We start from the raw sequence: 19,770 nt of genomic DNA on the forward strand, positions 1-19,770 counted from the left end.
GTTTTAAATGAAGAAAATAATTCTCTTCCTCTTTTTTAGTTTGTCAAATTTGATTTATAGTCAAGTAGATGAAAAAACTCTGCATAATAATTTTATTACATCTGTAAATACTTGGAATGGAGAAGAACACATTTATCTTTTAATTAATTTTAAAGATTTGAATAGTAGTTTGACTAAAGAAATATGTATTCAGAAGAGTGATTTAAGAGATGCTTTAGCCTATGAACATACTATTTCTGAAAATGAAGCTCACACAAAATTAGAAAATTATAAATCTCGATATTTTGAGTTTAAGAATATAGATGCAATTACTATTTTAAACAAATATTATTATTCTGAAAATGAAATCAATGAGTTTAAAAAAAATGTAAATATTGATAAAATTGTTAACGATATAAAAACTAAAAAAAATTGGTTTTTAGATTTAGAAGATATGAATTTTAAAGAAAACTTGTATGCCCTTTTATTAACAAAAAGAGATTTAATAATAAATATTACTTTTCAATGTTTTGGTCAAAGTGGATTGTGGTGTTTAAGTTGTCTCGAAAACAAGTAATCTTTTAAATTTATCTATCTTTGTCGAAATTTATTTGAATGTCAATACTTTCGCTTTCAGAAAAAACTATAAAAACCATAAAATCAATAACAAATAGTACCTATTTAGATATTATTGGATTGATAATCGTTATCACGGCTTCAATTGTTTTAGGCTACCAAAACACCGAATACAAATTTACTTTTAAAGGCAAAAACTATGTTTTCTTTTTGGGTTACGTTTCAATTATCAACACAGGATTGTCAATGATTGGTAATCGATTGGTTACTAAGAAAAATAACTTTGGTAATTTTCTAGCAACTTGCAATACATTTTTGAGTGGTTCAATTGATTATTTACTTGGAAATGTTGGTGCGATTTTAACTTATCCTGTAACTTTTATTGGAAATTATTTGGTTTTCAAAGCTTGGAAAAAAAGCACCGTTTTGCGTTCTATCGACTTTATATTTTACCGCAATTTAGTTCTTGGTTTTGTATTCTCTTTGGTTCTTAATTATATTGCTTTCAAATATCTTTCTGAAAAACCAATTGATTGGAGATTGTTTTTTGCTATAGCAATTCCTGCCGGAATAACTTTTGGTGCTACTTTCAATACCGCCAGAATGTATCCTGACAACTGGTTTATGTGGCAGTTTTACAACATCACTAAATTAGTTCAAAACATATTGCAAATGAATATAGCCAATACTGCTAAATATGTTTTTTATCTTTTTAATGCAATTATTGGTTATATCACTTGGGATGATGATAAGAAAAGAGCATTAAAATAAAAATCTATAAGTAGCTTTTATCAAAAAGATGTTTTCGGGTTTTTTGCCCAATATTTGGGAATCTAAACTCCTAAACAAATCATCATTTGGATTCCCTAAACCTGTTGTTCCTTGTGACCAAACCAAGAAAATTTCAGAACCTGGAATATATTCCCATCGAACAACCAAATTCGAACGAAATTGAACATACGCAAAATCAGGATTTCCAATACTATAATCTACAGTGCCATTGGCGTCTTCATCAATTGAATAAGAATCATTTGAAGCATCAAAAGCTATTTGATTACTATCAAAAATCGAAATTCTGTCACCATAATATTTAGCAATCGGATTGGTTACTCTATTGAAATCCTTATACTTTCCTCTAGAAATATAAGGCTCTCCATAATATTGAATGGTCAAATTTGGATTAATATTAAAATCCATTCTGATTGAAGCACTTAAGGTTCTTTGATCAATATTGGCCATGATATATCTAGGAGTTGACCCAAAACTCGTTTCGGTTACATATTGGGTTTTGCTTTTATTGATAGTATAACCAGGATATAACGAAACCGTAAAGGCATTTATGGGTTGATACGTAATTCCGGTGGTAAATTCGGTGTAAGAAAACGAATTATCTTTCCCTTGAGAAACTACAATTCCGGAATCAAAACGCAATTTTTTTCGTGAATCCGTGGCAAAATTTAAAGTATTTATAACTTCTTCAGAATATCTAAATCTTGGTCCACCTTGTAAAATAGTATTAGTAAATATTTTTGGCTTGTGCGTAAACTGATAATAAATTGCCCAATTGCTCTTAAAATTAGCATTTGAACTTATAGAATATTGTGTTCTGTTGTGATTTCCATCAAAATCATAAGACGTAAATTGTTCGAAACGAGCATTGATTCTTCTAAAACTTCCTATTGGTTTTAAGGTTTGATAGCTCAAAATTCCGATTTGTCTAATATCATCTGCTTGTCTTAAAAAACCAACATCGTTCAATTCTAATTCAGGTGAACGCCAAGTGAAAATTCCATAATAACGCCAATTTCCAATGCTGTTTTTTCCTAATTCAAACTTTCCTCCTGTTCCTGTCAATGAAGTTCTATTGGGATCAACTTCCACATGACCAGCATCAACTCTTTGAAATAAATGCGTTAATTCTTGTTGCGTATTTGCAATAGCTTCTTTGCTACCTGTTACATGACTCGCAACTATGTTTCCACTAAAATAATATTTTCTATTTTTCCAATTGTGCATAAAATCAAAACCAGCCGTGTAGGCAGATTTTCTCAGATAATTCAATTCATCACCTTGAAGATTTCTGTTGGTTGCTGTAAAAATTCCACCAATAAAACTATTTCTATTATTAAAATCTTTTTGAGCACGTGTTACAATATAATTGGTAAGTGGTTCTACAAGTGCTTCTCTTGTATTGGTATTGTCATCAATTTTGGCAAATTCATTGTCGGTTAAACTTTCTAAAATTCCAATAGACCATCCGTTTTTAGTTTTTCCACTAAACTTTGCTGCGCCAAGAATTGTACTGTTATTTGGAACATCAACAAATTCACCATTAGAAGTATTTGGATAACCTTGTGGACTTCTTCCAATTCTTCTAGAATAAAACAGATTGTCTTGTCCATCGGCAAATTGGTAATTAAAAATATTTTTATTTTCAACAAAAAATGGTCTTCGCTCTTGAAAAAATATTTGAAAACCATCCAAAGCAATAGCAGCAGGATCGGCATCAACCTGACCAAAATCAGGATTAATGGTTAAATCTAAAGTTAAGTCATTGGTTAATCCGATTTTGGCATCTAAACCACCATTAATTTTAGCGTCTGAACCATCACGAAAAGGATTTCCAGGTTCTTTCTCATACGTTTCTAATTGTGTTACAACAAAAGGTTGAATTTCAAGTTGCTTTTGCGGTTGGATATCAACCAAACCTCTTAATTCTCCAAACTCACTTACCCAACCAGGTGCGTCACGCTTTACACGTTGCCAAACCGAACGTTCTTCTGCACGAAAATAACGTCTAGTAGATTGTAAACCCCAAACTTGTTCTTTATTATTTCCAAATTTTAATTGGCTAAAAGGAATTTTTACTTCGGCTGTCCAACCTTCATCATCAACATTTGTTTTTACATACCAAATTGGGTTCCAACTTCCATCCCAATTGTTTCCGTTGTCTGAAATAAACTCATCGCCTTTCACACCAGATGCCGAAATTGTAAAGGAAAAACCTGTTCGTTTGTCGTTATAACTATCGATATTGATTTCAACCCAATCACCTTCGAAACCATCTCGACGAGACAATCGCTTTACTATTCCTTTCGGGTCTTTATCGTAGCATTTAAAAGCAAAATATAAGTAGTTTTTGTCATAAACCACCTTAAATTTCGTTTGCTCAGTTGGTGGTGTATTTTCGTCGGGTTCATTTTCAATGTAATCACCAGTCCAATCTACAATATCCCAACTTTTTTCATCTATTATTCCGTCAATGGTAGGAGCTTCGTTTTCATTTAGGAATTTTGTTGTGTACACTTTCTTAGTTAAACTTTCATTCTCTTGAGCATAAGAACTACAAAAGAATAAAGCACCAAAAAGCATTGGTAAAAGTCTGTGTAAGTGCATGATTGTTCGTTTTTTGATTGATGATTATATAAATAGACATCGAATTTTAACAATTGTTACACTTATTTCAAACTTTAACAATTAGACATAAAAAAACCATCACTTTAAATGATGGCTTTATAAATATAATTTAAAAACTATTTAATCTTCCTAGTCGATTCTCTTTGACGTAATTCTGTTTTTACTATGGTTGTTTTGTGACTGTAAACTTCCTCTTTACTTTCCAATTTCTCAATAAGCATTTTTGTAGCTACTTCACCAATTTCAGGACCATGCTGACTTACGGTTGATAAACTTGGCGTTAATCTTCTTGACCAAACACCATCAGCAAAACCAATAATAGAAAGTTCATCCGGAATTTTCAATCCTTTTTTAATTCCTAGTTTCATTGCCATAACAGAAGCGTGTTCATCTAGTGCAAATACAGCATCCACTTTGTTTTTATCAAAGAAATTTGCCGAGTTGGCATCAAAATCTTCAGCAGTTTCTGTTAAAATGACTAAATTTTCATTGATTTTAATTCCGTTATTTTCTAGTGCTTTGTAAAAACCTTTAGCACGTAATTTTCCAACACTCAAATTATCAATAGATGAAAATAAGGCGATTTTTTTACATCCAGTTTTAATCAAATGTTCTGTTACGTTTACGGCTGAATCTAAATCGTCAACAATAACTTTATCGCAATTTACTTCATCTGCAATTCTATCAAACATCACAATTGGCGTACCTTCGTTGATAATCGATTTGAAATGACCAAATTGTTGCAACTTTTGAGCTTCTTCCGAAATGGATAAAATAAATCCATCAATCGTACCATTACTCAACATTTCTAAGGCACTAATTTCTTTTTCTATAGATTCGTTAGAAATACAGGTAATCACTTTATAACCTTTCTCATCGGCAACTTTTTCAATTCCGGTAAAAACCTTTGCAAAAAACTGATTTAGAATATTCGGAATAATTACACCAATCGTTTTGGTAGAACGATTTTTTAAGTTCAACCCAATAACATTTGGTTTATAATTTTTCAACTTCGCATATTCTTGAACACGGATCTTTGTTGGTTCACTAATTTCCGGACTATCATTCAACGCCTTAGAAACTGTCGAAACAGAGACTCCTAGCTCCTTAGCAATTTGTTTTAAAGTGGCTTTCGATTTCATCTTACTATATATAAGGTGTAAATTTAAGAAAATTATGGATAGTAGCGAATGGTTTGCGCATTTTTGTAATCCATTTTCCTGCTTTACGTTCCAATCTTGTCTAAAAAGACAAGGATTTCCTCTACAATCAGGGCTAATTAGCCATCAATTTGGATACTATAAATCGTTATAATTCAAAATAATAATTAAAATTCAAAATCCTTTTTGCATATATAATAAATAATTGTACTTTTGCACTCCCTTAATTGGGAATGGAATGTTTAATTAAAATAATATTATGGACGCATTAAGCTACAAAACAGTTTCTGCCAACAAAGCCACAGCTGAAAAACAGTGGATTGTTGTAGACGCTGAAGGTCATAACTTAGGTCGTTTTGCTTCAAAAGTCGCGATGCTTTTAAGAGGTAAATACAAGCCAAGTTATTCACCACACGTTGACTGTGGAGATAACGTAATTGTTATCAACGCAGAGAAAATTAATTTAACTGGAAACAAGTTAGATGACAAAACGTACATCAGACACACAGGTTATCCAGGAGGACAAAGAAGTTTAACTGCTAAAGTAATGCAACAAAAAAACCCTGCATTATTAGTAGAAAAAGCTGTAAAAGGAATGTTGCCTAAAAACAAATTAGGAGCACAATTATTCCGTAATTTAGATGTAAATGTTGGTACTGAGCACAAACATGGCGCTCAACAACCAAAAACCGTTAACCTTAACGACTTAAAGTAATGGGAGTTATTCACAAAATCGGTAGAAGAAAATGTGCAGTTGCACGTGTTTATGTTACTGAAGGTACAGGTAAAATCACTGTAAACAAAAAAGAATTTGCAACTTACTTCCCAACGGCTACTTTACAGTACAAAGTATTACAACCAATGTCTATGACAGAAAATGTAAACAACTTTGACGTAAAAGTAAATGTTTACGGTGGTGGTTCAACAGGACAAGCAGAAGCTGTAAGAATGGCTTTAGCAAGAGTAATGTGTGAAGTTGGCGAAGGAAACAGAGCTATCTTAAAACCAGAAGGATTACTTACAAGAGATCCAAGAATGGTAGAACGTAAAAAATTCGGTCAGAAAAAAGCGAGAAAGAGATTCCAATTCTCGAAACGTTAATATTCGATATTTATCAGAATATTTTTTCAGATACATTTTTACAATTAAAATTGAATTTAAAACAAAGTTGTCGATATTCCTTATAAAAAGGGAATTAGTTTAGCATCTAAATTTTCAAGACATACCGAAAGTGACTACTTGAAAATTGCTATAACACGGAACGTAAACTATTACACAATGGCAAACAAAATTGACGTTAAAGAATTATTAGAAGCAGGTGTTCACTTCGGACACATGACTCGTAAATGGGATCCAAACATGGCTCCTTACATTTATATGGAGCGTAATGGTATTCATATCATTAACCTATATAAAACTGCTGCAAAAATTGAAGAAGCTGGTGAAGCTATGAAAAAAATTGCAGCATCAGGTAGAAAAATACTTTTCGTAGCTACCAAAAAACAAGCAAAAGATATCGTTTCAGAAAAAGCATTAGCTTGTAACATGCCTTACATCACAGAAAGATGGCCTGGTGGTATGTTAACAAACTTCGTTACTATCCGTAAAGCTGTTAAAAAAATGGCAACAATCGATAGAATGAAAAAAGACGGAACATTCATGACGCTTTCTAAAAAAGAAAGACTTCAGGTTGATCGTCTTCGTGCTAAATTAGAGAAAAACTTAGGTTCTATCGCTGACATGTCTAGATTACCAGCTGCATTATTTGTAGTTGATATCAAAGCTGAACACATCGCAATCAAAGAAGCACAAAAATTAAACATTCCAGTTTTCGCAATGGTTGATACCAACTCTGACCCACGTGAGGTAGATTACGTTATCCCTGCAAATGATGATGCTTCTAAATCAATTGATAAAATTTTAACTTTAGTAACTGACGCTGTAAAAGACGGATTAGCTAACAGAACTTCTGAAAAAGAAGGTGATGATACTGCTGAAGTTGAAACTGCTGAAGTTGTTGAAGCTGTTGCTGCTCCAGAAGCTGCTGTTGTTGAAGAAACTCCAGTTGCAGAAGTTGAAGCTACAGAAGAAACTAAATCAGAAGAATAAATAAACTTAAATTCCAATAGGTAAATTCCAAGTTCCAAATAATTATCAAAATTTGATAATTTATTAAAATTGGAATTTGGGATTTGTCAATTGGAATTTCTTTTTTTACAAGAATTTTTAATCTTAAAATAAAAACAAAATGGCAACAATTACTGCTGCAGACGTAAATAAATTAAGAACAATCACAGGTGCAGGTATGATGGACTGCAAAAAAGCATTAGTAGAAGCTGATGGAGATTTTGATTTAGCAATCGAAAACCTTAGAAAAAAAGGTCAAAAAGTTGCTGCTAACAGATCTGACAGAGAATCTACTGAAGGAGCTGCAATCGCAGTTGTTAACGCTGACAAAACATCTGGTGTTGTTATCACATTAAATTGCGAAACTGACTTCGTTGGAAAAAATGAAGGTTTCGTAAAATTAGCTACTGATTTAGCTAACCAAGCATTAAACTATGATACTAAAGAAGCATTTTTAGCTTCAGATTTTAATGGTATCACTGTTGCTGACAAATTAATTGAGCAAACTGGTGTAATTGGAGAAAAAATCGAAATCGCTTCTTTCGAAAGATTAAGTGGTGCTTTCGTTGGTTCTTACATTCACGCTGGAAACAAAATTGCTGTTTTAACTGCATTATCTGCTAATGTTGAAGGCGCTGAAGAAGCTGCAAGAAACGTAGCAATGCAAGCTGCTGCAATGAATCCAATTGCTTTAGATGAAGCTGGTGTTGATGCATCAATCATTGAAAAAGAAATTGAAATCGCTAAAGATCAATTACGTCAAGAAGGAAAACCAGAAGCTATGTTGGACAATATCGCTAAAGGTAAAATCCAACGTTTCTACAAAGACAACACTTTAGTAAACCAAGATTACATTAAAGATGGTTCTATGAGCGTTGCTTCTTACATTAAATCTGTTGACGGTGGTTTAACTGTTATAGGTTTCAGAAGAGTTGCTTTAGGATAAATATAAAGTACGATTTACGAAGTACGAAGTACAAAGTAATTCAAACAATATAAACCTCGGTTCTTAATTGAATCGAGGTTTTTTTATTTTATTTATCTTCACAAAAAATATATGAAAAAATTAGTCGTTGTGTTAAAATGATTATTTTCTAATTATATTTGTTTAAAAATCACACACTTTGAAAAAGATATTCGCTGCCTTCTTATTATTATTGAGTTTTACTTCTATTGCTCAAACTGAAAAAACTTTGCTTTGGGAAATTTCTGGAAACGGTTTGACTAAAAAGTCTTATTTATATGGCACCATGCATGTAAATGAAAAGATTTCTTATCATCTCTCCGACGCTTTTTATAAACACTTACTAGAAGCTGATATTGTAAGTAATGAAAGTAATCCTGAAAGCTGGGAAGTACTATTTGATTTGATGACCAACCAAGAAAATGGCAATTCACAAAAACTTTATAGTCGTTTCAATTTAGCTCCATTAAAAAAAGAAGCATTGTATCCGTTGTTTTCAAATGTAAATATCTACAACACGATGACTTCTGGAAACAACAGCGAACAAGCTGATTTTCAGGAAAACACAGTTCTTGATATGTTTATACATCAAACTGGTAAAAAATACAACAAAAAAGTAACTGGTTTAGAAGATGCTCAAGAGTCGTTTCTTAAAGTGATGAAAATGCAAAACGATATGGAAGAGCCAAAAGAAGAAGTGAGAATGGCTTTAATGAAAATATTAAAAAATAGAAACTTCCAAACAGTTTCAAATGATTTTTATAGAGAGAAAGACATCGTAATGCTTGACTCTATTTATAAATTGATTTACTCTAAAAAATCGCATGGCATTTTAATTACCGAAAGAAATGTTACTATGGCAAACAGCATTGATTCAATTGCTAAAACTGGAAGTTTATTTGCTGCTGTTGGTGCTGCGCATTTGGCAGGAAATGAAGGTGTTTTACAACTTTTAATCAAAAAAGGATATAGTGTAAAACCAATAATAGATGTGCTAACACCTTTCGGAGAAAAACAGAAAAAAACAATTGAAGAGTATTTTCCAAATCCAGTATTGAATCCTTTTACTACTAAAGATGGAATTTTAAAAATGCCTCTTTTTAAAAATCCGAGAACTATAAACGAAGTAACAGCATGTATTGATTTGACAAATGGTGGCTCTGTCAATATAAACAGATTACCACTGAATTATTTTTTAAAGAAAAAAGATGACACTTTCAATCCAAAAGCATTAGACAGCCTTTTCTTTGAGAATATTGCAGGAACTATCATTGAAAAAAAGTTTTTTGAAACAGAAAACTACAAAGGATACGACATAAAAAACAAAACAAAATCTGGAAATGCACAACGCTATAGATATTACATTACACCTTTAGAAATTATTGCTGTTTCAATGACAGGTACTGGTGAATATGTAAGACAATATGAAAACCAACTATTTGACAAAATTGAAATTAAAAATCTACAAAGCTCATGGGATAGTTTTACTCCGTTAAAGGGTGGATTTAGTATAAAAATACCTTCTTATAGCGTTATACATGGTAATGAAGTTGATAAAATTGATAACGATATCACGATTCAATCTTATGATAAATCTGAAAATGCTTTTTATTTTTTAACCGAAGAATCGTTTAACGGAACTGCAGAGCTTGAAAATACTGACTATGAACACGAACAAATACAAGCAGAGTTTTACATGCAAAATGAGCTAGATGATGTAACACACAACGCAACAACAAACGAATCATCTTCAAAGATTGGCGAAAAAAAAATTAGACTAAAAACCTTTATTAAAGGCAACAAATATTTCCTTCTTGGAACTGTAAATGCGTCAGACAAAAACACAGATAATTACTTCCAATCATTTGATTTTACTAAAAATGGACGAATTGTAATTAATAAAGTTTATAACGATACTGTAAACGATTTTAAAGTTGAGATTCCAGAAAAAATAAATAAAAAAACATTTTTAAATCTTGAAGATTATGAGTTTAAAACCAAAAACTCATTTATGTCGAAAAACAAAATTTACACTTTTTATACTGACAATGGTAAAGCTATTGATTTGGAATACAATAAATTTCACAAATATGAATCTTTTGAAAGTTTAGATTCACTTAAAAATTACTTTTTTAAAGGTTATACTAAAGATTATAACTCATTGATGGACTTAAAGGGTAGATTTAATAATTATGAAGATGATTATGTTCCAGATTATGATGAAGACTATGATTATCAATCTAATGTATCCTTGATTTATAATTTTATTAACAAAAAAGGATTTTCAAATTCAAAGTGGTTTGATTTATTAGAGAAAAATGATGAAAAATATGAATTTCTATCAAAATCCTACAATTTCAATAAAGAAGATAATACTCATATTTTTGAAGCCGTTGTATCCAAGGCAAATGCAACTCAAGCCATTAAATACAAGACCTTGGTTAAAGGGAATGCCTACTACAAAATGGAAACTTTAATTGAAAGGGAATATAAAAATGACGATACGTTTATAGAAAAAACATTTAATTCCTTAGAACCTACTTCTAAAGATACTACTTCTATTTTTGAAGACAAATTCGATTTGTTTTTGAATGATATCAATAGTAAAAAAGACACTATTCGATTCTCAGCAATGGAATCTATTGATGAATTAAAAATTGCCGATAAAGATTTTGATGCTGTAACTAATTTCATAGACACATTCAAGTTTAAAGAATCTGAAAAAGAAGCACCTTCGAGTTTATTGATGCGTATTGGTTCCTTAAAAAATCCTAAGACAATTCCGTATTTGGAAACAAAATATAAAGACGAAAAAACAAAAACCAATACTCAAATTGAAATTTTAAAAGCTCTAACTCGTCAAAAATCTAAAGCTGCTTATCAGAAAATAATTGAATTATTAGAATATGATTTACCTATAACCGACAAGCAATATGATATTACTAGTTTGTTCAGCCTATTTGATTCAGATTTAGAAAATAGTAAAGAACTGTTCCCGAAAATATTCCAATTTTATAGCATTAAGGAATACAACAAACCTACATTGAGTTTATGTAACTCATTATTTGACAAAAATTTAATTTCTCCAAAGAAAATCAGTTCTTTCAAGAAAATGGTATTAACAAATGCCAAGTTAGAATACAAAAGAGTCGTGAGCTGGAAAGAAAAAAACATCAAACCAGAAGAAGAAATAGATTTAGCAGATGAAATCTCTTATGAAACCGCTGTTGATACAACTGTTGCAGTTGCAATAGATGGAGAGGAAGAAGATTACAATTCCGAGGAAACTTCAGCTCCTGTTGATGACTTGATAAACTATATTGATTTATTATACAATTTTCAATCAGATAAAGACACCGATGCTTTATTTCAGAAAATAAAAGGATTAGATATACCAGAATTAAATGTCGAATTATTACGTTTAGGTGTTGTAAACGATAAAATTAGCAAAGAAGAAATTTTATTAACATTAGAAAATGAAAAGACAAAATTTGCTACAATTCTATTGTTAAATTTCAAAGACAAATTCAATCTGCTACCTACCTTAAAAGATGAAGAAATTGTTGAATCTGCAATTTTAAGTTTTGAAAATCTTAAAACCAAAGATTCTATTGAATTTATTGAAAAACGAATTGAAACTAAAAACAACAAGGAGATTAGCCTTTATTTTTATAAATTTGATAAAACAAGTGGTTATCAAAAAATTAAAAACACCTATATCTACACTATAGCTTTTATAAGTGAAAAAGGAAAAATCAATCCTTTAGCATACAAAATTTATGACAAAAAGAAGCTTGAGGACGATGAGGATATAACAAAACGTATCGATGCTATAACAAACAAAGCATTGAATGAAGAGCACGGAAGAGCAACATTTGAAAAAAATATTGATCGTATGAATTTACATTTGTATGATGAATACTAAACTTCAAGAAAAACTATGTTTCAAAAAAGAAAAGATATTGTTTATGTAATTCTAGCAGGAATTTTTATCACTAATGCTATTGTTGCTGAACTAACTGGCGGAAAATTGATTGACGTTTTTGGTGTTCCGATGAGTATTGGAATTCTGCCTTGGCCTATTGTTTTTATCACCACCGATTTAATCAACGAATACTTTGGTGAAAAAGGCGTTAAGAAACTTTCGCTTATTACTGCAGGATTAATTGCATATACCTTTATCATTTTATTTTTTGCAATCAAAATTCCTTCAACAGGAATTAGTTCGGTTACTACTGAGCAATTTCAAGCAGTTTTTGGACAAAGTCAATTGATTATTATTGGAAGTATTGCAGCCTTTTTGGTTTCACAATTAATTGATGTAACCATTTTTCATTTTGTAAAAAACAGAACTGGCAACAAAATGATTTGGTTGAGAAGTACTGGTTCTACTGTAATTTCACAACTGTTTGATAGTTTTATTGTACTCGGAATTGCGTTTTACTTACCTGGAATTATGGATGGAAAAACCTATATTATTTCAGGATTCACTGGATATTCTGTTAAATTAGTGATTGCAATTTTGATGACGCCAATGATCTATTTAGGACATTATTTGATAGAACAATATTTAGCCAAAGATGGAAAATAAAGTACGTTGCGCCTGGTGCGAAAAAGACGATTTATATAGAGATTATCATGATAATGAATGGGGAAAACCTGTTTACGATGACGATAAATTATTTAAATTTTTAATTCTAGAAACTTTTCAGGCAGGATTGAGTTGGTATACCATTTTGAAGAAAAGAGAAAACTTCAGAGCTGCTTTTGATAATTTTAATTACAAAAAAGTTGCAAATTATGGTGAAGAAAAAGTGCAAGAATTACTTCAAGATGCCGGAATTATTAGAAACCAATTGAAAATAAGAGGAACAATTTCAAACGCCATTGCCTTTATGGAAGTGCAAAAAGAATTTGGAAGTTTCTCTAAGTACATTTGGAATTTCACTGACGGAAAACCCATTGAAAACAACAGAAAATCCTTAAAAGAAGTTACAGCAACTACGCCACTTTCCGATGAAATTAGTAAAGACTTAAAGAAACGCGGATTCAAATTTGTAGGTTCAACTGTCGTGTATGCTCACATGCAAGCTACAGGAATGGTAAATGATCACGTTGCTGATTGTTGGACGCAGAAGTAGATTACTAAACTATTTTCGCTATTTGATGATTAAAATCACTACCTTTAGTTAAAACAAAAAACATGTTTCGTCACAAAGGAAGTAGAAGAACGTTTATACACAATTTACGACTTGCATCCAATCTTTCATTTATTGCTGGAATTGTGAATATTGCAGGCGTACTTTCTGTAGCGACTTTAACAACTAATGTAACTGGTCATTTTGCTTTTTTTGCAGAAGAAATTTCTTTGAAAAACTATTCAAAAGCAATTACTTTCCTCCTATTCATTTTATCTTTTTTAGTTGGAGCTTTTACTTGTAATGCATTAATCGAAATCACTTCGTTAAGAAAACCTAAAATTGCACATGCGTTTCCAATGATAATTGAAGTTGCTATTTTGCTACTTATTGGAATAGGATTTGTAAAACATCAAGAATACATTGCTTATTTATTACTTTTTTCAATGGGAATTCAAAATGCTTTGGTAACTCAAATATCACAATCTGTAGTAAGAACAACTCATCTTACAGGATTATTTACTGATTTAGGAATTGAAATATCGCAACTTTTTTTCTATAGAAAACCAGTAGAAAAATCGCGATTGCGTAGAAGTATTTTTCTTAGACTTTCAATTATTTTATGCTTTTTTCTTGGAGGTGTTCTTGGAGGAATTTTCTATAAAAAATATGAACTGAAAATCCTTCTTTTCGCAGCACTTTCACTAATAATTGCGCTGCTATTCGATAATATTATTATCTACTATCATCTTACAAAAAGAAAAATAAAATCAAGTTTTCATGAAGAAGAAAACTAAGACTTCAAAATCATCATAAAAGCATTTCTTGAAATTTCAAAAGCTCCTAATTTTTCTAAATGGTCGTTATGAACTTGGCAATCCAAAAGTTTGTAGTTGTTTTGTTTTAAGTATTCAATCAATTTTACAAAAGCTACTTTACTAGCATTTGGAACTTTAGAAAACATGCTTTCACCACAAAAAACATGACCTAAATCGACGCCATACAATCCGCCAACGAGTTCACTATTTTGCCAGACTTCAAATGATTTTGCTTTTCCTAATTGATGTAATTTTGTGTAAGATTCGATTATATCATTAGAAATCCAAGTTCCATCTTGATCTTTTCTTTCAATTTCTTGACAATTTTTAATAACCGATTCGAAATCTTTATTGATAGTAACTTCAAAAATATTCCGATTAATAATATTTCGAAGACTTTTAGAAACTTTATAATCCTTTGGATTTACAACCATTCGATCACTTGGCGACCACCAAAGAATGGGTTCGTCTACATCAAACCAAGGAAAAATTCCATTATTGTAGGCAAGTAATAATCGTTCTATTGACAAATCACCACCAACAGCAAGAATTCCTTCATAGGAAGCTTCTTCAACTGGTGGAAAATAAAGTTCTTTGGTTAGGAAATACATTTTTTAGAGAATAGAATATAGAAAAAAGAAGAAAGAGAAAAGATAAAATAAGCAAAAGCCATTCTAAAATTTATATAAAATTAGAATGGCAGTCTTTATTCTTTTCTCTTTACTCTATTCTCTTATTAGAAAGGTAAATCGTCGTGTTCTTCTTCTTTAAAATCAGTTGCTGGAGCAAATGCTTCTGCTGCAGGCATTGGAGGCATTTGTTGAGCGGCTGCTGGAGCTTCTGTTTGAATTTTTTCAACTCTCCAACCTCTTATTGAATTAAAATATTTAGTTTCTCCTTGAGGATTCACCCATTCTCTTCCACCTAAATTAATAGATACTTTTACCGCATCACCAACGGCAACATTATTCAATAAATCACTTTTATCCTGAGTAAATTCAATCATAATGTGTTGTGGATACTGCTCATCTGTAGTTACCACTAATTCTCTTTTTCTGAAAGTAGCACTAACTTGAATTTCTGCGCTTACTACTTTTACTTTTCCTGAAACTTCCATAATATTATTGTTTATTGTTTTGCTAAAAGCACTTTCCAAGCGGTAAGCACCTCGTTTTTATCTAAATATTCTTTGGCTAATTGGTGTTTTTTAACCTCATCATCAGCACTCAAAACACCTTTCACTTCAAAATTTTGTTTTACAAATATAGTAATTTCTTCATTGGTTGGCAATGCTTCTACATTTCCTAATTTTCCTAAATCATTCCCATTAAAAATAGGGCTTTCTCTCACAAATTCTGGAATTACATCTACTCCTATTCCTAAAGTTGCCAATGGTTTTTCTACTTCAAAAAGTCCTTGATTGGCTCTCGAATACCAATTTCCTCCTAATCTTGAAACCAAGTCAATTTTCATTGGATCAATATTACCTTCAACGTCTAAAACAGCTTCATTAATGTGCATTTTAACCACTTCGCAAATAATCATATTTCCGGCTCCACCTTCAGTTCCTAATGGAATAATTTGATTGACTTTACATTCAAATTGCACCGGACTTTCGGCAACGCGATAAGGTTTTACCATTTCTGATGGGATTGGAGTCAGACCCGATTTTGCAAACTCATTAACGCCATCAGGATATTCTGTACTTGATAAAGACATTTGTTGCACAATATCAAAATTCACAACATTTATAACTACTTGACGTGTCTCTTCACAATTAATTAAAGTGTGCTTCGTTGTGTTATTTCTAACTCTTCGCGCTGGTGAAAAAACCAAAATTGGTGGATTAGAACTAAAAATATTGAAAAAACTAAACGGTGATAAATTAGGTTTTCCGTTTTTGTCTATTGTACTTGCAAATGCAATTGGTCTTGGCGCAATAGCACTTTGCAAATAACCTTGCAATTTCATAGGAGAAAGTTCTTTTGGATCAATTGTTAGCATAAAATTTGGAATTTTTACAAAGATAAGAATTCGAAGACAAAAGTCAATTTCAAAAGGCAACTTCAAAAGGCAATTGTCACATTGAGCTTGTCGAAGTGCAAAAATCAATTTCAATTTGAAAAAAATCATTACTTTTAAACAAATTTTAAATATGCAATTCTCCGATAGAAGAAACACAACGCGTTGGATTATCATCATCACTTCATTTGTGATTGTTTCTCTTATTTTGTGGAATACGTATTCTTTTTTCCAAATTTTTAAGCAAGAAGAGCGTGTCAAAATGCAACATTGGGCATTATCTCAAAAAAAAATCAATACAGATGATTTAGATGCCGATTTGGAATTGCCTTTGCAAATTATTCAAACTGCCAATATTCCTATCATAGTTACCGAAAAGGATTCTATTATAAATAAGATAAATATTGATGATGATATTGTAAATGACAAAACCAAATTAAGAGACTTTTTGCAGCGACTAAAAAACCAGAATGATCCAATTGTGATGAAAATTTCTGAAGGTCGAACGCACAATTTATATTATGGTGATTCCTCTTTATTGAATAAACTAAAGTATTACCCAATCGCTTTATTGTTCATCATTTTCTTGTTTGGAGCAGTTGTTTACAATTTTTATAAAAGCACTAAAATGGCCACCCAGAATAAGCTTTGGGCAGGGATGGCGAAGGAAACCGCACATCAAATTGGAACTCCTTTATCCTCTTTAATTGGTTGGTTAGAAATAATGAAAGCCGATAATGTTGACGAAACCACTGTTTCTGAGATTGAAAAAGACATCAACAGATTGCAAACTATAACCGAAAGATTTTCTAAAATTGGTTCAGAACCTGTTTTAGAAACTAAAGATATTGTTGAAGAAACTAGAAATTCGTTTGATTATTTAAAATCACGTTTTTCGAAACAAGTTGATTTTACCTTTTCTGCTCCAAAAAATCCGATTTTGGTTTCTATCAATCCGGCTTTACACAGTTGGACTATTGAAAATCTGATGAAAAATGCTATTGATGCTATGAAAGGCAGAGGCAAATTGAAAATCTTGATTGAAAAAGAAGGTCAAAACATAAAAATCAATGTAATTGATTCTGGAAAAGGTATTCCAAAAAATCAATACAGACGTGTTTTTGAACCAGGATTTACTACTAAAAAACGTGGTTGGGGATTGGGTTTATCACTAACCAAAAGAATTGTTGAGGAATATCATAATGGAAAAATAAAAGTTGCCCATTCAGAGATTGATAAAGGAACTACAATGCAAATTCTTTATAAAAAAGCTAAATAATTATCTAGTTTTTGTAAACATCAATTTTCTTTGCACTTTGTTTTTACTCAAATAATCTTTAACAAACTGTGCGTGTTCTGTTGCTATTTTAATGTTTTGAGCCATTTGTGATTTAAGCGTTTTCAAGTTGGATGTGTTATCTTTTCCAACAGAACCTACACCATAAATGGCATCTTGACATTTTTTTAATGCATCCAAAGGTGTATTTATCATTTCACTAATAATTTCGTCAGAGAAAAGTGGTCTGAAGTTCTTATTCCTATACAATATAAAATCATTTAGAGAAGCCACCGCACTATTGTAGTCTAATACAATTTGTGCTACTTTTTCAATGTTTTTATTTTGACGAATCACATTAAATTCCTCTTTTTTTGAAGCTAAATATTCAGCAATTAGATTATTAATTACAGCATTTTTTTCGATGCGTTCAGCTGCTTCAAATGCTTGCTCTTCCTTAGGATGTGTTTCATATTTTTCAATTTCTGAATCGAAATTAAAATTCATTTTAGGTTTGTCTTTTTGCACAATTCCACTAAAAAACTCATGGTTTGTAATCGGCTCATTAGAAAATTGCCATAAATAGTCAAATGGCATGTGCGTTTGAATCATTTTAGCAGCTGATGTTTTAAAAAAATTATTATTTAGTTTTTTATAAAACTTCAAATTATTGACGTAACCTGCACCCCAAGTTGGATCAAAAAGAAACCATTTACCTTCAATTTTAGAAGCATTCCATGCGTGACCAATAGGAGAAACAACACCATTTTGTTTGGTGTAACCCACCACAATTACAGTTTTTATAGCCAGTTTGTTTGCTATTTCATTGTAAACCTCAGCATAATGAATACAAACGCCTCTCTTGTTTTGCAAAGCACTTGCAATCTTTTCTGAAGAGGAATAAACAAAATTTGGTTCATTCATATTCTCAATATCATAACTAATATTGGTAGCTGTCCAATAAAATGCGGCTCTAATTTTATCCGATTCTGATTTAAAATTAAGGTTGATATAATCAGCTATATCTGTCGTGGATGTTGTTTTTTCAGCTGGAATTTTATTCATAACTGCATCAATTGTAGCATATTCATTTTTTACTTGAGCTACTACAGATGAGAAAAAAAATAAGAATATTATATGATAATTAAATTTCATAGTATAAAAATAAAAAACCCGTTAAGCCATAAACGTAACAGGTTTGTATTTAAGAAACGATAAATTGCTTTATAAATTGTTTTGAATCGCTTTCGCTAAATCTTCAAACTCATCTTTAGTTAGCGAAACCTTGTTTTGAAAACGCATTTCATCCATTTCGTTTAAAGGAATCAAATGAACATGCGCATGAGGAACTTCCAAACCAATAACAGCCATTCCAATCCTTTTGCAAGGAACCGTTTTTTCTAGAGCAACGGCAACTTTTTTTGAAAAAGCCATCAATCCTAAATATAAATCATCTTCAATATCAAATATTTTATTGATCTCTTGTTTGGGAATACATAAAGTGTGTCCTTTAGCATTTGGATTTACGTCTAAAAAAGCTAAAAAATTCTCGTCTTCCGTAATTTTATAACAAGGAATTTCTCCGTTTACTATTTTGGTGAAAATACTGCTCATAATTAATCACGTGAAATTTCCACAATTTCAAATTTTATAGTCCCATTAGGCACAGTGATTTCTGCTATTTCTCCAACAGATTTACCAAGTAATCCTTTTCCTATTGGAGAAGTCACTGAGATTTTTCCTGTTTTTAAATCGGCTTCACTTTCAGCAACCAATGTATAATTCAATTCCATTCCGTTGGCTTGATTTTTAATTTTCACCTTAGAAAGAACCAGCACTTTAGATAAGTCTAAATTACTTTCGTCAATTAACCTTGCATTAGAATATACTTCTTCCAATTTTGAAATACGCATTTCTAACATTCCTTGAGCTTCTTTGGCTGCGTCATATTCTGCATTTTCAGACAAATCACCTTTATCTCTTGCTTCTGCTATATCTGCTGATGCTTTTGGGCGCATCACACTTTTTAAGTGATCTAATTCTTCTTTTAATTTTTTTAATCCTTCAGCTGTATAATACGATACTGTACTCATAATTTTATTCTTTATTAAGCTTCACTTTTTAACTTAAATGAAGTTATTTTTCTGTTAATTTTATACCGAAAGTTACTATTTCATCGTTATCATAAAATAGAAAAAATCCCATCGGAACGGGATTTCTTTTTTCAAAGATATATTTTTTTGTTTATTAAATTCCTATTTTTGTCTAGTAATGTTGTACAAAGTTAACTAAT

19 protein-coding genes are annotated in these 19,770 nt (G+C 31.1%); 11 read left to right on the forward strand and 8 right to left on the reverse strand.

Annotated elements, in window-relative coordinates:
* Nucleotides 1-7: 7 nt before the first annotated feature.
* Nucleotides 8-556, forward strand: coding sequence for a hypothetical protein (locus ABD771_RS12375; RefSeq protein ID WP_345095033.1), 549 nt, complete (start codon nt 8-10; stop codon nt 554-556).
* A 38-nt stretch (nt 557-594) separates the two neighbouring features.
* Nucleotides 595-1,326 (forward strand): nicotinamide mononucleotide transporter family protein, encoded by a 732-nt coding sequence (locus ABD771_RS12380; RefSeq protein ID WP_345095035.1) that lies wholly within the window; start codon nt 595-597, stop codon nt 1,324-1,326.
* Here ABD771_RS12380 and ABD771_RS12385 read toward each other — a convergent pair.
* Both ABD771_RS12385 and ABD771_RS12390 read right to left on the reverse strand, forming a co-directional pair.
* Nucleotides 1,318-3,951, reverse strand: coding sequence for a DUF5916 domain-containing protein (locus ABD771_RS12385; RefSeq protein WP_345095038.1), 2,634 nt, complete (start codon nt 3,949-3,951; stop codon nt 1,318-1,320). The genes ABD771_RS12380 and ABD771_RS12385 overlap by 9 nt on opposite strands.
* A 137-nt stretch (nt 3,952-4,088) precedes the next feature.
* Complete coding sequence (locus ABD771_RS12390) at nt 4,089-5,114, reverse strand: LacI family DNA-binding transcriptional regulator (protein ID WP_345095040.1); 1,026 nt, start codon at nt 5,112-5,114, stop codon at nt 4,089-4,091.
* 277 nt (nt 5,115-5,391) lie between these two features.
* Here ABD771_RS12390 and rplM point away from each other — a divergent pair, with 277 nt between their 5' ends.
* The 8 genes from rplM (at nt 5,392) to ABD771_RS12430 (ending at nt 14,158) form a co-directional block, all read left to right on the forward strand.
* The gene (rplM, locus tag ABD771_RS12395; RefSeq protein ID WP_298307779.1) at nt 5,392-5,847 is read left to right on the forward strand and encodes a 50S ribosomal protein L13; all 456 of its coding nucleotides are present in this window, start codon (nt 5,392-5,394) and stop codon (nt 5,845-5,847) included.
* Nucleotides 5,847-6,233 carry a 30S ribosomal protein S9 gene (rpsI, locus tag ABD771_RS12400; RefSeq protein WP_298307776.1) on the forward strand — a complete coding sequence of 129 codons (387 nt, stop codon included), beginning with the start codon at nt 5,847-5,849 and terminating at the stop codon, nt 6,231-6,233. Before rplM ends, rpsI begins: the two co-directional genes overlap by 1 nt.
* 177 nt (nt 6,234-6,410) lie before the next feature.
* Nucleotides 6,411-7,241 carry a 30S ribosomal protein S2 gene (rpsB, locus tag ABD771_RS12405; protein WP_345095043.1) on the forward strand — a complete coding sequence of 277 codons (831 nt, stop codon included), beginning with the start codon at nt 6,411-6,413 and terminating at the stop codon, nt 7,239-7,241.
* Nucleotides 7,242-7,380: 139 nt separating this feature from the next.
* Complete coding sequence (gene tsf / locus ABD771_RS12410) at nt 7,381-8,205, forward strand: translation elongation factor Ts (protein ID WP_345095045.1); 825 nt, start codon at nt 7,381-7,383, stop codon at nt 8,203-8,205.
* 178 nt (nt 8,206-8,383) lie between these two features.
* Nucleotides 8,384-12,148, forward strand: coding sequence for a TraB/GumN family protein (locus ABD771_RS12415; RefSeq protein ID WP_345095047.1), 3,765 nt, complete (start codon nt 8,384-8,386; stop codon nt 12,146-12,148).
* A gap of 15 nt (nt 12,149-12,163) precedes the next feature.
* Entirely contained in the window at nt 12,164-12,814 is a 651-nt protein-coding gene (locus tag ABD771_RS12420; protein ID WP_345095049.1) for a queuosine precursor transporter, read from the forward strand.
* Entirely contained in the window at nt 12,804-13,364 is a 561-nt protein-coding gene (locus tag ABD771_RS12425; RefSeq protein WP_345095051.1) for a DNA-3-methyladenine glycosylase I, read from the forward strand. The genes ABD771_RS12420 and ABD771_RS12425 overlap by 11 nt, the downstream gene beginning before the upstream one ends.
* 62 nt (nt 13,365-13,426) lie before the next feature.
* Entirely contained in the window at nt 13,427-14,158 is a 732-nt protein-coding gene (locus ABD771_RS12430; protein WP_345095053.1) for a YoaK family protein, read from the forward strand.
* Here the strand turns inward: ABD771_RS12430 and aat are convergent.
* The 3 genes from aat to ABD771_RS12445 all read right to left on the reverse strand — a co-directional run bounded on the left by aat (nt 14,155) and on the right by ABD771_RS12445 (nt 16,183).
* Complete coding sequence (gene aat / locus ABD771_RS12435) at nt 14,155-14,790, reverse strand: leucyl/phenylalanyl-tRNA--protein transferase (RefSeq protein ID WP_345095055.1); 636 nt, start codon at nt 14,788-14,790, stop codon at nt 14,155-14,157. The two genes, ABD771_RS12430 and aat, sit on opposite strands and share 4 nt — an antisense overlap.
* 125 nt (nt 14,791-14,915) lie before the next feature.
* A complete protein-coding gene (locus ABD771_RS12440; RefSeq protein ID WP_345095057.1) occupies nt 14,916-15,296 on the reverse strand; it encodes a DUF3127 domain-containing protein in 381 nt (126 codons plus the stop codon).
* 11 nt (nt 15,297-15,307) lie between these two features.
* A complete protein-coding gene (locus ABD771_RS12445; protein WP_345095059.1) occupies nt 15,308-16,183 on the reverse strand; it encodes a flavin reductase family protein in 876 nt (291 codons plus the stop codon).
* 151 nt (nt 16,184-16,334) lie between these two features.
* On the opposite strand from ABD771_RS12445, the gene ABD771_RS12450 reads away from it, so the two are divergent.
* On the forward strand, nt 16,335-17,480 hold the full coding sequence (locus tag ABD771_RS12450; protein ID WP_345095445.1) for a sensor histidine kinase: 1,146 nt from the start codon (nt 16,335-16,337) through the stop codon (nt 17,478-17,480).
* On the opposite strand, the gene ABD771_RS12455 is transcribed toward ABD771_RS12450, so the two are convergent.
* From ABD771_RS12455 to greA, 3 genes are all read right to left on the reverse strand, one after another.
* Nucleotides 17,481-18,632, reverse strand: a complete 1,152-nt coding sequence (locus tag ABD771_RS12455) for a transglutaminase domain-containing protein (RefSeq protein WP_345095061.1) — start codon at nt 18,630-18,632, stop codon at nt 17,481-17,483.
* Between the two features lie 69 nt (nt 18,633-18,701).
* Nucleotides 18,702-19,091 carry an HIT family protein gene (locus ABD771_RS12460; RefSeq protein WP_345095063.1) on the reverse strand — a complete coding sequence of 130 codons (390 nt, stop codon included), beginning with the start codon at nt 19,089-19,091 and terminating at the stop codon, nt 18,702-18,704.
* Nucleotides 19,092-19,093: 2 nt separating this feature from the next.
* On the reverse strand, nt 19,094-19,570 hold the full coding sequence (gene greA / locus ABD771_RS12465; RefSeq protein ID WP_345095066.1) for a transcription elongation factor GreA: 477 nt from the start codon (nt 19,568-19,570) through the stop codon (nt 19,094-19,096).
* Nucleotides 19,571-19,770: the final 200 nt, after the last annotated feature.

Source organism: Flavobacterium chungnamense, assembly GCF_039539165.1.
GTDB classification, from domain to species: Bacteria; Bacteroidota; Bacteroidia; order Flavobacteriales; family Flavobacteriaceae; genus Flavobacterium; species Flavobacterium chungnamense.

What these genes read in the sequence shown, in the direction of transcription:
- ABD771_RS12375 (WP_345095033.1), top strand. Translation starts at nt 8, where the DNA reads ATGAAGAAAATAATTCTCTTCCTCTTTTTTAGTTTGTCAAATTTGATT.
- ABD771_RS12380 (WP_345095035.1), top strand. Translation starts at nt 595, where the DNA reads ATGTCAATACTTTCGCTTTCAGAAAAAACTATAAAAACCATAAAATCA.
- ABD771_RS12385 (WP_345095038.1), bottom strand. Translation starts at nt 3,951, where the DNA reads ATGCACTTACACAGACTTTTACCAATGCTTTTTGGTGCTTTATTCTTT.
- ABD771_RS12390 (WP_345095040.1), bottom strand. Translation starts at nt 5,114, where the DNA reads ATGAAATCGAAAGCCACTTTAAAACAAATTGCTAAGGAGCTAGGAGTC.
- rplM (WP_298307779.1), top strand. Translation starts at nt 5,392, where the DNA reads ATGGACGCATTAAGCTACAAAACAGTTTCTGCCAACAAAGCCACAGCT.
- rpsI (WP_298307776.1), top strand. Translation starts at nt 5,847, where the DNA reads ATGGGAGTTATTCACAAAATCGGTAGAAGAAAATGTGCAGTTGCACGT.
- rpsB (WP_345095043.1), top strand. Translation starts at nt 6,411, where the DNA reads ATGGCAAACAAAATTGACGTTAAAGAATTATTAGAAGCAGGTGTTCAC.
- tsf (WP_345095045.1), top strand. Translation starts at nt 7,381, where the DNA reads ATGGCAACAATTACTGCTGCAGACGTAAATAAATTAAGAACAATCACA.
- ABD771_RS12420 (WP_345095049.1), top strand. Translation starts at nt 12,164, where the DNA reads ATGTTTCAAAAAAGAAAAGATATTGTTTATGTAATTCTAGCAGGAATT.
- ABD771_RS12425 (WP_345095051.1), top strand. Translation starts at nt 12,804, where the DNA reads ATGGAAAATAAAGTACGTTGCGCCTGGTGCGAAAAAGACGATTTATAT.
- ABD771_RS12430 (WP_345095053.1), top strand. Translation starts at nt 13,427, where the DNA reads ATGTTTCGTCACAAAGGAAGTAGAAGAACGTTTATACACAATTTACGA.
- aat (WP_345095055.1), bottom strand. Translation starts at nt 14,790, where the DNA reads ATGTATTTCCTAACCAAAGAACTTTATTTTCCACCAGTTGAAGAAGCT.
- ABD771_RS12440 (WP_345095057.1), bottom strand. Translation starts at nt 15,296, where the DNA reads ATGGAAGTTTCAGGAAAAGTAAAAGTAGTAAGCGCAGAAATTCAAGTT.
- ABD771_RS12445 (WP_345095059.1), bottom strand. Translation starts at nt 16,183, where the DNA reads ATGCTAACAATTGATCCAAAAGAACTTTCTCCTATGAAATTGCAAGGT.
- ABD771_RS12450 (WP_345095445.1), top strand. Translation starts at nt 16,335, where the DNA reads ATGCAATTCTCCGATAGAAGAAACACAACGCGTTGGATTATCATCATC.
- ABD771_RS12455 (WP_345095061.1), bottom strand. Translation starts at nt 18,632, where the DNA reads ATGAAATTTAATTATCATATAATATTCTTATTTTTTTTCTCATCTGTA.
- ABD771_RS12460 (WP_345095063.1), bottom strand. Translation starts at nt 19,091, where the DNA reads ATGAGCAGTATTTTCACCAAAATAGTAAACGGAGAAATTCCTTGTTAT.
- greA (WP_345095066.1), bottom strand. Translation starts at nt 19,570, where the DNA reads ATGAGTACAGTATCGTATTATACAGCTGAAGGATTAAAAAAATTAAAA.